This is a genomic window from Photobacterium kishitanii (assembly GCF_000613045.3).
Lineage (GTDB): Bacteria > Pseudomonadota > Gammaproteobacteria > Enterobacterales > Vibrionaceae > Photobacterium > Photobacterium kishitanii.
Genome location: NZ_LN794353.1, coordinates 324654 through 337648 on the forward strand (window position 1 = coordinate 324654; position 12995 = coordinate 337648).

The window sequence follows — 12995 nt, forward strand, 5'->3', positions numbered from 1 at the left end:
TTTTTCACAAAAGACAAGCATAGGTCTTATTAATTTACTCACTAAATAGTAAAATTGATGTGTACATGAATGTACACATCACAGGCAGCATATAATTTTACAGCTTTTTTTATTTACTTAAAAATGCTTTAATTTGTTCAGGAGTAAGATCTACACCTATTTTATAATAATCACTAACCTGACTTGCTGTTACAAAATACGTATTCGGATACTCCAGTTGAACTTCTTTAATAAATGCATTTAAACCATCAACTTCATCACTAATTGATAATGACTGACGATGTAAATAAATACCAAATGGTGGTCGAGAAGCATCCTTATAATGGTTTAAGAAATTTTCCATCCAAATATTCTTTGCTTGCTCTGGAGTACAAGTTTGGTTACAAGCTCCAAATACTGTATCCATAACGTTTACAATACTACCATCGATATATTTGTAACCCATAAATAATTGATTACTTTTAGGCTGTGTTGCTACTGTATATTTAGGGTAACCACCATCTTCCCAATTAAATTGCTCTTTTTGAGAAAAATCACAGTGTACGTTATCCCATCCACCTGGTATTGATGTACAGTGGCGAACCCCTTTTCTTGGCTGCGTTTGTTCTGGTGCAGCAGAAAGTGAAGAATCATAACTAATATTTAATTGATTCATTATACCTTGCAAATGACCTAACGCTGCATTCTTATTCTCACGGTCCCAACCACTACTGTTAGTATCTAAAAAGGGTGCACGGAATCCTTTTATCTTATCGCCTGGAATACCTGAAGCGACCAAAAATTCATAATTTTTCTTTAATTCCTTCTCAATTTGAGATTGAGTTAAAGGTTCACCTTGATTACCTGATGCAATAGCTGGGTGTGAATATGTATGTAGAGCAAATTCGTGACCTTTCTTATATAAATTATTAATTGATTTAGGGTTGCTTACACATTGTGGATCGCCTGTTGTTAATCCATCATCATTAACACAAACGATATCAAGCATTGATTCTTCATAAACCCATCCACCAGCTTGTTGCACAACATTGACATAAAATGTTAATGGAACAGTGCTGTTTAATTGAGCAACACTTTTTTCCATTTCTTGATTCACACCGTCATCAAGACTGATAACGACAAATTGTGGTTTATTATTAATATCATCTACTGATGCAAATGTTGAAAATGAAATAGATGTTAATAAAAGGCATGCTAAATGTGTGTTTTTAATACGAGTCATAAATTCCCTAAATAAAAAAATAAAACTATTCGTAATGAGAATAATTTTCGGGAGAATCATATACGACTATGCATCATGTTCAATAATATATGTGTAATATATTATGTCGATTTGAGAACATGCCTAACATGTTGCATATTAAGCGCTTGATTTTATTGACTCAGTTATCAATCTAAATGTAACATTTTCATAGTTATAATTAACTGGCATAGCCATAATATTACCTATTCCACTACCACTCAGATAATGCTTTATACATATCGCACCAACCAATGTACTCGCCATTTTTGTCGATAATTACTTTCTTCTCAGATTACTTTTACTCAACCCACGCCGGAATAGCTAAACTACGTTCGTTTTGGAAGTAAATACATTAAAAACGTACAATAAACAGATATAAATTATGAAAATTGCTCTAATATTAAAAAAGCAATTTATATTTGAAGCATTACATCACTTTGATATAATCATATAGTTTCTTCGTATAACCCCAATAATATGGTTTGGGGGTTTCTACCAGTCCCCGCAAAGTACTGATTATGAAGAGTGAAGGTTAAATTGATCTTACTCTGAGTAATCGCATACAACTTCTCGTTCGTTTCTTAGAGTGATCTTCTCCATCCACATAATTAGACAGGTCATATATGAAAGAATTTATTTTAGGGTTGCCAAAAGTAGAACTGCATTTACACATCGAAGGTTCATTAGAGCCTGAACTATTATTTAAGATTGCAAAACGCAACCAAATAGATATTCCTTATGATTCGCCAGAATCATTACGCCAAGCTTACCAATTTGAAGACCTACAGTCCTTTCTTGATATCTATTATCAAGGTGCGCATGCTTTACACACAGAACAAGACTTCTATGATTTAACATGGGCATACCTAGAGCGCTGTAAACTGGATAATGTGATCCATACAGAAATCTTTTTTGATCCTCAAACACATACAAACCGCGGCATTGCATTTGACACCGTCATTAATGGAATTTACAACGCATTACTTGATGGAGAAAAGTCATTTGGTATTTCTTCAAATATCATTGCATGTTTCTTACGTCATTTATCCCAAGAAAGCGCTATTGAAACACTAGAATCCATATTAAAACACCAAGATAAAATAACGGGGGTTGGATTAGATTCATCAGAAGCTGGTAATCCACCAGAGAAGTTCAAATATGCCTTTCAATTAGCAAAACAAGCAGGATTAAAAACAGTGGCTCATGCCGGAGAAGAAGGGCCAGCACAAAATATCATTGACGCAATTGATATGCTTAAAGTTAGCCGAGTTGATCATGGCGTGCGTTGTGTTGAAGATGAAGACTTAGTTAAGCAACTAATTAATAATAAAATGGCATTAACCGTTTGCCCTCTTTCAAATATTAAGCTACGTGTCTTTAACGATATGAGCCAACATAATATTGTTGATTTATTACGTAGAGGAGTTACTGTAACAATCAATTCAGATGATCCTGCCTACTTTGGAGGATATATGACGGACAATTTTATGGCCGTCAATAAATCACATAAAATGACTAAAAATGAATTAACACAGTTAACGATTAACGCAATAGAAGCTAGCTTTATTAGTGAAGAACTAAAAGATAAATATAGAATGGAAGTGACAAATTATCTCGAAAATTATTGAGCGAACATTTGACTGATTTTTCATTAAAATACACAATATTTCAATAATTTATGATAATTTCAAGTTAATAAAGCAATCACCAAGGCTATGTAATTATAGCCTTGGTTTTCTCTGTATTAAACGGCTTAATCTCTATCAATGACATTAATATTTTGAAGAAACTCTTCTAATGGTATTGGTTTTTCAAAAAGAAACCCTTGTAAGTTTTCTATACCTTGTTTCTTTAAATATTCAGCCTGCTCTTCAGTTTCAACCCCTTCAGCGATAATACGAAGGGACAAACGCTTAGCAAGCTCTACCGTACTTTCAATTAAATGCTCAGAGGTACAGTCAACGCCTATATTTTTCACAAAGACTCGATCTATTTTAAGATAATCTAAATTAATTTCCTGTAAATTGACTAAACTCGAATGCCCTGTTCCGAAGTCATCAATCGCAATTTTACAACCAAGCATTTTTAAATCATAAAATAAACCACGAGTAAACTCAGAAACTTCAAGAGCCCCACGCTCAGTTAACTCCAAAACCAAGATGACATTGTGATTTGAAACCTCATCAATAAAGACTTTACATTCATCAAGCAAAATTGAACTCTTACAATGTTGAGGCGAAATATTTACTCCAACATGAAACGGAGTTGGTAAGTCATGTTTATATTCCCGTAATTGTTTCGCTGTTTCTTTTAAAAGAAGATCAGTCATAGGAATAATAAGTCCCGAATCTTCTGCTTGCGGAATAAAAAGATCTGGGCGAACAATTCCTTGAAAAGGATGCTTCCACCTCATCAAGATTTCGATACCAATAGTTTCTTTTGTTATCGCATCAACAATCGGTTGCGCATAAGGAACGAACTCTTTTTTTCTAATTGCTCTCTCTAATTCTAAATATAGAGGCCGAGGTCGGTTTAATTGCCACCAACAGAAAATAGAAAACAATATTTGAGCCAATAAAATAACTAGAATATAAAACAGCTCTCCTTGCCAAAATGCTAACCAAGACGATGAGCTATTGAAGCCTGAATAAACCGTAAAAGGGTAAGTTTTTGATTTTGCTTGCTGAACTGCTAAAAATGATTTGTTAGGATTATTATAAGTAAACTTATTATTATCAGTTAACCATGCATCACCAATTGCTAACGATATAACAAAAGGATTAGATTTTTGTTTAGAAAATAACTGCTTGATATAACGGCCATCAATACCACTGAGTGCTACATTTTTTCCAATCTTAGTCCGAACAACAATTAATGGATATTTCACTTCAACTTCACTTCCCGGCATCAAGCGTAATTTACCGGAAATATACTTCATAGAGTCATAATGCAACTCTCTTGGGCCCCAAAGAGAAGTACAATAAACCTTATCATCGTGAGCTAGATTAGTGGTTCGAACGTAAGGGATACGAGCAACAATTGTTCTAATTTCAGCATAAACCTTTGAACAACTATGATCATTCGAGATTAAATTTAGCGCTTGCTTATTAGATTCCTCGCCATAATCAAGAATAGAATCGATCTCTTTGACGACCTCAATAGCATGATGCTTTGCTTGCCGATCTAGGGAAAAAACAAAACCTGTATGAAACAGTTCCAAAATGACAACGCATGGCAAAAAGGTCAAAAATATGATTAATATGTTTTTTATTTTTCCTTTCATAACGTCCCTTACATCCACTGCTAATCTATTTGTTAATAATTAAAGCATGCAATCGTTTATATTAACTGCTATCTCAGCCAGTCAAAACAATCCAGCAGTCAAATATATTACAACAAAAATATACTAGCGACGCATTGATCATTACTAAAATTAACTTATTTTTATATACAACGCAGACAATTACTCGCTTTAAATGACTATCTTAGAACCTCCATTGTGCGTCTTCATTGATGCGGGACGCTATTTTATGAGCCACAACATCAACGATACGATTTACAATAGGTGTATCACCGACAAACTTGCCCACCAGCGACCTACTCGGCATCGTATTTAGGTTAAATTTTATCAAACACAGCTAAAATAACGTAAATCTAATAAAACATATAAATAAAGGGCCACACTTCAAATGCGACCCTTTATTTTCTAAAACGAAGACACCTACACAGTATTAATCTATTCGGTTTATGTAAGCCACCTTAGACTTAACTAGCATTGCTTATATAAATATTAGAATCCGGGCGCAGTATGGCCATTCCCTATGCGTTGTTGGCGGAAAATATGAAACCACATGAGAGGCAATACGATTAAGGCTAATATTGCATTTGATATTGGCATTGACATCCAAACCCCCTCTAGACCAAATTTTTTCGGTAATATAAAAAGAATTGGAAACTGCATTAGTACGTTTGCAACCGAAATACCAATCGATATGCTGCCTTTCCCTATTGACATAAAGTACATTGAGGCAAGGATAATCAACCCTTCTAAATAAATTGCTGCCAAATGAAGACGAATACCCAATGTTGCTTCATCTATTAGCAGAGGATCACCTGATGTAAACAATCCAATCATTTTATGAGGAAATGCATTTACTAATGCTAACCAAAGTAAGCCGATACACAACGTCACTATTGACGCAAGCTTCACGACCTTCGCAATATTAGTGTATTGCTTTGCGCCATGATAGAAGCTAACTTGTGGCTGCATACCTTCCGCTATTCCTTCTGCAACGAGGTAATATAAAGTCATAAAATAAGCAACTATCGCAAATGCAGCAATACTTGTTGGTGAGCCATATTCAACAAATAAACGATTATGTGCTGCTACCACCACTGCATAGTAAAGAAACATCACTAAGGAAGAAGCCCCCATCACTATACTTTTTCGTGCGTCACTTAAACTAAATTGCAATGGATGTTTGAATACAGCGAGATGAGAATAACGCGACATCAAGTATACGAGTGCCATTACCACTGTCACAATTTGCGCTATCACCGTTCCCCATGCCGCACCTTTTAATCCCCAATTTAATACACCAATAAAAACATAATCCAGCACCACATTGGTAATTGCGCCCACGACCATCATAGCTGTAGCAACAATAGGACTATCATCATTTCGAATCAGAAATGGTAACGCTCCAGAAGCGACAGTAATTATGCCATACAACGAAAAAACCATAAGATAATCATTAGCATATTGTAATGTTTTTCCTGTTGCTCCTTGCAAAGCAATCAATGGCTCACTAAACATAATAAGGTACAGGGAAGCCAGTAGTCCTAACGCAATAATTAAGCCTAACCCAGTCACCATAGCAGTACGCGCGTACTCAGTGTTTTGCTCACCACGATAGATCGAAATTAAACTACCAGCCCCCATACCAATCAGCAGACCAAGCCCACTAACTAATGCAATAACAGGCCAAGAGGTATTAATTGCAGCCAGTCCCTCCGCTCCAACATAATGGCCAACGAACACTCCGTCTACTACTTGATAGAGGCCATTAACCGCCATCGCAGCCACTGCGGGGATAGTATATCGCCAAAAAGTACGTGCTATAGAGCTGTTTTGTTGTATTTCTGATGATGTGTACATAAGAAAAATCCAGTAGAAAATATACGATTATTATCTACTGATATAGGATAGTAGAAAGTCACTTACCATCCGAATATGAGATGGTTATTTCAGTAATTACCATTATGCATACCTGAATTACCACTTATTTATGTGCTAATCACACACAACATCCTAAGCAACAATAAAGCTAATTGCCTTGTAAAATAATTATCCCTTAGGGTGATGAAAATATTTAACAAATTAATATTTTTTAACTCATAACCCAAAGAAACAGCTTTAATTTATTATCTATCGCTCAACTAACTCAGACTTACGTAAGTGCTAATGCCCGATTAAGTGGACAAAAATAGTTGGCGATTACCTCATTAAACATGCAAACTATTATCATTATCAACAACTGAGATATATAGATGATGAATATAGCCATATGGGGTGCAGGTAGCGGATTAGGATCGGCCATGATCGACTACTTTCATAAACAAGGAGCTAATGTTATAGCGATAGCACGAAACCCAAGTAAAAACCCCAAAATTGCAGAATACAATCTTACCGCTATTTCCTGCGATGCAACGGATAAAAAACAAGTTGAAAGTGCTGTTTCTATGCTACCTGAAAATACTATCAATATTTCAACGATGGGTAGCTTTCATGCTGATACCCCTGTTGACTATATTGGACATCGTTATTTGATTGATGCATTAGAACAAAATGCTTCGAACCGACTATTACTCATTACCTCTCTAGGGTGTGGCAATTCGTGGCAATATCTTTCAGACCGAGCTAAACAAGTCTTTGGTAATGCAATTCGTGAAAAAACACTTGCAGAAGTATGGCTTCAAAGCAGTTCATTAGATTTTATGATTCTCCGTCCAGGAGGACTCAAAGATGGCGCACCAACTAACCAAGGTGAGATTTCACAAGACATTGAAGTACACGGTGCAATTACCCGTGGAGAGGTTGCTCGATTGAGCTACGAATTACTTTTAAAGAATGATAGCTTCGGTCATATATTCCAGTGCGTTGACCCTAATCTAGCACCCTACTAAATTTCGACACCCGCGAGGGGTAAACTTTGCCCCTCTCTAATACATATAACAATAACTTAAACTACATGCTCACTTCACCAAAAACGGTCTATTCAAAAGAAATGTGTTAATGGCTAAAAATAGCACCAATTAAACTAATACTTTATTAAAGAAGTAACGCTCCAATTCCTCGATTTGTCCACTACATAGCAAACCATTTGCCCATAAAAACTATATTAAAGAGCAAGGCGAAAAGTGGGTCTGGTGTCGCGATGTTGGATGAATTTGCACTATCTAAATTGCCGCAAGCCACTTGAAAAGAGATGGTTCAACTAGTCCCTGATTGGGAAACAACCCCTATATTACCCTTATACATTCTCTATCCGAAAAGGCAAAATTTACCCAAACGTACCAAATTGTTCGTCGAATTTATTCGAAACCACTTAAGAGATGCTCAACCATAAAGCTCAAAGAACTTACCTCACTTCACAAGAAAAAGATCGAGTTTTGTTTGTTATATCGAGTAAATCAAAATTTTCACTATTTTAGATATCAAAAACAGCATTAAAATAAACAATTATTATAAAGAAGCGCACACACCATATACATGGCATGTGCGCTTCTATGATTTCTCCTAAGCCCTTTGTATATAACTAGTCACATATAAATAAACATGATTTAGGCTCTATACTTTTCTTATCTTATATCAACGATGGTTATAGGCTTAGAATGCTCCCATATATTGCCACTGATGGTTACTCCAATCCTCAATGTTTTCTTTGTCTGGCCATGGGAAATAACTGTAACTTTCCGTTTTCAATTGGTAATAGTGACGTTTACCATCATGGAAGTCATACGAATAAATATCGCCAATTTGACCATTATCACCATAGATACCTAATGCATCTTGACGGTACCAATCAAGCATATCTTGCTCAAATTGATTACGATCTTGCCAGCGATTTAATTGCTCAGTAAGCGTTCTATCGCTACCCACAAAATGCCAATCAGAATCTGAGTATTCACCAGCAGGCATTGCACTGGCTAAGCCTACAGTCTTTTGTAAAAAATAGCCTTGCTGACCATCTTCTAACTGTGTGACAAACACCTGAAATGGCTCATTAGTTTGACTCGCTTGCTCAACAGTTAACAAACTGTCCGATCCATAGTACATCATTAATCGTACGCTATGCTCACCAGCTTCACGACTCAAAAGCATTGGATTTAGTGCAAAATTGACATAAGTTTCTGCGCTGCCTAGGAACTTCCAATCATCATTGGAAGTTTGATCAGTAGGAAAATCAACCGCACTCACTTTCTTCATCATAAAGTAATCCCGCATACCAGTCTCTGGGTTACTCAACGCATATAATGCACCAACAAAACGTTGCTCCATTGCTATGCCAGATTGAATTGTGAGATTTTGACCAAATAGCTTGTATTGACCGAGTGATAATAATTTGTCCTCAAACTCGCGCACGCTAATAAAGTTGCCATTTTTCAACTCTACGATTTCAGCAAAGGTTAATGTATCTTCAACACCACGTGCATAGCCGTCAAAGTCTTTACCAAAAGTTACCATCCGTTGTGGGTAGTTGTTATTTACAGTGAATTGACGAGAAGTTAGCTCAACTTGACCGAGTTCACCATAACTTGGTTGCTCTGCTGCAACATATTCTTCCACCATTTCATCGAAGTAGCCAACAAACTTCCATTCACCGTTCGATTGGCCGCTACTAGGGAAATACCAATAGTGCGTGCTTTGCAATTCAAACAACTCTATACGACCATCACGCTGATAATGGAATACGTCTCCAGGGCTACCATTACGGTTGTTTTCACCCCAATCAAAGAAACGCTCTTGCCCTATTTCAGCTAGAATTGCTTCATTAACCATATCACCCAAAGAATTTTCAGGGCACTTAATAATCATACTTTGTGGGTTTGCCGCACGATCCAAGTTAATGTGGAATTTATTGCTCATATTACTATCGAAGCGACGACCTTCTAGACCAATAGTTTCTGTATTACCATTAGCATAGTTTACTTCAGCCCAGCACTGACCCACTTCAGGTTGCGGGAAATCATAGACCTTACCTGCTGCACCATACATAGGTGGATAAACGTAGCTTAAGTTTTGCTTAGTTGGATCGTAATAACCCACTATAGTCATAACATCAATGCCCGTAGCTCGAGGTTTAAGTTTACTGGTTTGTTCAACATCAATCATCGTTTGCGTAACAGCATCCCAACGGGCATAACCAGCATTGCTCTCCATATCGAGAAATTCAAAACCAGTTAAGTAATCTTGCATCACTTTAGATGTATAACCCGTAAATAGCGGGTAACTGCTCGCGATTGAGTCAAAATTCCCCCCTGCCATTGGATCTTTTTGATAACCAACTAGCCCTTTAAAATCACGGCCGTCATATCCGCGGTTGTACCACACTATATTGTCAGACATCCGACCACGGTATGCATCGTAACCCCAACCACTGGTCGTACTGTGATAGTACACATCAGGACCGCCAGGCAAATGCCATAAACTAAACGCATGACCAATTTCGTGTGTTACCTCGTTACCAACAGCATCTACAAGTAACGCCATACCGTTACCACCCGACAGGCCATGCGTCACATCGGTTATTTGACCTTTTTTATTAAGATAACGACCGACGGAGTGACCGATAACTACACTTGGAAAATACCCAGGCTGCCATTGATGTGTTCCTGCTGTACTTGTTACACCATAGTTTGCATTGTTGATACCCGTTTGGATTAAGGATTTTGTGATATCTTCGCGCAAATCACCTGAGTAAACATCCGGTACATCAAACTTACTATATTCTTCTTCAATTTCACCATACGCCGTAACAATCTTATCCAATTTAACTGGTAGATATGGACTAATCGTCATTGATGCCATGGGATAACGTTGAAACAATTCAGCACCGAAGTTGGCCATCTTAGTTTCCAACTGTTTTGCAGGTGGCGGTTCAGTAAGCATGCCAATACGAACCATCGGCATATCTACATGGACAGGCGCACCAAATTCAATGCTGTCTGCAGCCAGTTCACCTTCTCGCATATCGTAAGTTTCAAAACGAAAACTCAAACCTTTTTCGATATAATTCCAAGGCAAAATCGTTGAGTACGAACGCTTGGATAATAGAATATCTGGCCGTTCATCTTCTACAGTACGGTCTGCAGTTAACAATTGAGTTGGATTACTCAACACACGTTTTTCTAATAACTGACTATCTTTGTAAATGTAAAGCCAAATAGATTTCTCATCTATTGCCTCTTTTTCTGGAGTCACAACTAATAGTACTTCACGATGAGTGATCAGTTTTTGTTGAGATTTCTCAGCATTACCAAATGGCTCTGACGTTTGATTCTGAACGAAACGAATTTGCGCACCAAAAGTACCTTGGAGGTGATTCGTCACATCTAAATCATCAATAAAGCCAACGGCATCAGTATGTTTTTGATCAAATGGTAGACAATCTTGATTTGAAACACTTACTTCCTGAGCAGCAAGGTAACGCACACTACATAACTTATTTTTATCCAGCCACTCTAAGTAGTTCTGACCAAATTGGTCATGGTAGATATAAACACCATCTTGCTCATTAACTAAACGCCAGGGTGCCTTAACAAACTCGAACATAGCTTCTGCTGAGCGATCTGCATAAGCAACGTTTTCTTCATACGATGAACCCAAAACAAAAGGCATAAATAAAGGATTGTTTTCTGGCGTCATTGGGTAAAGATACTCCCCGTAACGAAAGAAACTACTTCCATTACGATCCTCCCAGTTTGCAGGATCTCGCGCCAATTGATTAATTTGTTGAATACGTGCTTCAATTTGCGTTGCCATATCTTGCATCATAACAAGGCGCATATCATTATTTGCCAAAACAGATTGCATTGGCAACAGAGTGCTAATTACACTCGCTAAAATAGCCTTTTTAATCATTTTTATTACCTATAATATATAACTGTACATACCATCAATATTGCCAAATAAGCAATATTTCTACCCCAAACAAAACAAGTTCTAAGTCATTGTTTGTTTTGAAATAAAATATACAGATTAAAAATATGAGGCGAGGAATAAAAACAACAAAGAATCTGACTATTGAACAACGTCACATTTCATCAATTCAAATCATGACTTTATAAAACTTATTGCATAAATGACGTGTCTATTTAACTTAAATAGGAATATTTAAGCTAATGGAATTTATCCGTAATTCAGGACTCCAACAAAAAATTTTAGTGCTCATAGAACGACACAATCTTCAGTAAATTGAAGAAAATTAACCAACATAAAAATCATATTAATAAATACATCTGGATATTTATAACAGGATTATTTACGCATCGGAAAAGTGTGAATTGTCGTTTGTTAACATTCGTAGCTATAACATGACAGCACTATACGATTTTGTACCCATACCAAACTTGACATGCATATACTTGTTAGACACTAGTAAAAAAGAACCATAAATAGATAAAATAATAGAAATACTATAAAGAAAACGTCGAATATTAATCAGCAGCTAAAGAAAATACAGATATCATTTTGATTAAGATAATTATCTTATTTCTTTTCAATTAACACTCGTCCACGTATATTTAGCTTAATTTATAGCATGGTTTCACTAGTATCATGTCACTACCTCAAACATAACGGAGTATGTAATGCGTCAAAAAATGACATCGCTACTCATCATTGATCCTCAATATGACTTTTATGATGTTCCACTCAACGAACAGCTGACTTTAGACTCAAAGCAAAATACTATTTCACCGTCTCTTCCTGTTCCTAACTCATGGGAAGATGCAAAAATGCTTGCGGCATTTATTAATAAACAACAAAACCACATCAACAATATTGTTGTTACCCTCGATAGCCACCATGAATACGACATTGCTCATTCTATTTATTGGCAAAATAAGCTAGGTGAACACCCAACACCATTTACGCTAATTAGCCATCAAGATATTATCGATGGCATATGGCAACCAACTAAAATAGAACAGCTTAGCCATGTACTGAAATATACTCAATCACTCGAGAAATCAGGTAAATACAACCTTATTATTTGGCCAACTCACTGTGTTATAGGTTCAGTAGGACATTGCATTGTGAGCCCTATTCATACCGCTATTACTGCTTGGGAAATGCATAAAGCAACTCAACATCATATTATTTCAAAAGGTGAAAATCCACATACTGAACACTATGGCGGCTGTGAAGCAGAATATCCGCTTCGAGATGACATAAAAACTCAATTTGATCCGCAATTAATCGAATTAGTTAAGAGTAGTGATCAAGTCTTTATCTCTGGCCAAGCTCTATCACACTGTATTGCCAGTACTGTTGAACAAATAGTCAAAAAGCTATCATCTGATGATATTAATAAATTAACAATCCTTATTGATACCACGAGTCCTGTGGCAGGCTTTGAGCAACAAGCAAAGACATTTACTGAAAATATGGCCAATTTGGGAGTAAACATAACTAAAACAGCTGAAGTTACAATGGATTAAATAACAAAGGCTACCAATGGCAGCCTTT

The 12995-nt window shown here is 36.5% G+C and carries 7 protein-coding genes and 1 riboswitch; of the genes, 3 read left to right on the top strand and 4 right to left on the bottom strand.

Annotated elements, in window-relative coordinates:
• Positions 1-109: 109 nt before the first annotated feature.
• On the bottom strand, positions 110-1222 hold the full coding sequence (locus tag PPBDW_RS16785; RefSeq protein ID WP_036790580.1) for a polysaccharide deacetylase family protein: 1113 nt from the start codon (positions 1220-1222) through the stop codon (positions 110-112).
• Between the two features lie 460 nt (positions 1223-1682).
• Positions 1683-1782, top strand: a riboswitch (purine riboswitch).
• Between the two features lie 84 nt (positions 1783-1866).
• Between PPBDW_RS16785 and PPBDW_RS16790 the strand changes: the two genes are divergently transcribed.
• On the top strand, positions 1867-2871 hold the full coding sequence (locus tag PPBDW_RS16790) for an adenosine deaminase (protein WP_036790583.1): 1005 nt from the start codon (positions 1867-1869) through the stop codon (positions 2869-2871).
• A gap of 125 nt (positions 2872-2996) precedes the next feature.
• On the opposite strand, the gene PPBDW_RS16795 is transcribed toward PPBDW_RS16790, so the two are convergent.
• On the bottom strand, positions 2997-4526 hold the full coding sequence (locus PPBDW_RS16795; RefSeq protein WP_036790585.1) for an EAL domain-containing protein: 1530 nt from the start codon (positions 4524-4526) through the stop codon (positions 2997-2999).
• Positions 4527-5033: 507 nt separating this feature from the next.
• Positions 5034-6401, bottom strand: coding sequence for an MATE family efflux transporter (locus PPBDW_RS16800; protein ID WP_036790588.1), 1368 nt, complete (start codon positions 6399-6401; stop codon positions 5034-5036).
• 392 nt (positions 6402-6793) lie between these two features.
• Here PPBDW_RS16800 and PPBDW_RS16805 point away from each other — a divergent pair, with 392 nt between their 5' ends.
• On the top strand, positions 6794-7429 hold the full coding sequence (locus tag PPBDW_RS16805; RefSeq protein ID WP_181316454.1) for an SDR family oxidoreductase: 636 nt from the start codon (positions 6794-6796) through the stop codon (positions 7427-7429).
• Positions 7430-8132: 703 nt separating this feature from the next.
• On the opposite strand, the gene PPBDW_RS16810 is transcribed toward PPBDW_RS16805, so the two are convergent.
• Positions 8133-11387 (bottom strand): M66 family metalloprotease, encoded by a 3255-nt coding sequence (locus PPBDW_RS16810; protein WP_036790591.1) that lies wholly within the window; start codon positions 11385-11387, stop codon positions 8133-8135.
• A 728-nt stretch (positions 11388-12115) separates the two neighbouring features.
• On the opposite strand from PPBDW_RS16810, the gene PPBDW_RS16815 reads away from it, so the two are divergent.
• Positions 12116-12967: a cysteine hydrolase family protein gene (locus tag PPBDW_RS16815; protein ID WP_036790593.1), complete on the top strand. Its 852-nt coding sequence runs from the start codon at positions 12116-12118 to the stop codon at positions 12965-12967.
• Positions 12968-12995: the final 28 nt, after the last annotated feature.

Excerpts from the sequence above, each read along its gene's own strand:
- PPBDW_RS16785 (WP_036790580.1), bottom strand. The coding sequence starts at position 1,222 with ATGACTCGTATTAAAAACACACATTTAGCATGCCTTTTATTAACATCT.
- PPBDW_RS16790 (WP_036790583.1), top strand. The coding sequence starts at position 1,867 with ATGAAAGAATTTATTTTAGGGTTGCCAAAAGTAGAACTGCATTTACAC.
- PPBDW_RS16795 (WP_036790585.1), bottom strand. The coding sequence starts at position 4,526 with ATGAAAGGAAAAATAAAAAACATATTAATCATATTTTTGACCTTTTTG.
- PPBDW_RS16800 (WP_036790588.1), bottom strand. The coding sequence starts at position 6,401 with ATGTACACATCATCAGAAATACAACAAAACAGCTCTATAGCACGTACT.
- PPBDW_RS16805 (WP_181316454.1), top strand. The coding sequence starts at position 6,794 with ATGATGAATATAGCCATATGGGGTGCAGGTAGCGGATTAGGATCGGCC.
- PPBDW_RS16810 (WP_036790591.1), bottom strand. The coding sequence starts at position 11,387 with ATGATTAAAAAGGCTATTTTAGCGAGTGTAATTAGCACTCTGTTGCCA.
- PPBDW_RS16815 (WP_036790593.1), top strand. The coding sequence starts at position 12,116 with ATGCGTCAAAAAATGACATCGCTACTCATCATTGATCCTCAATATGAC.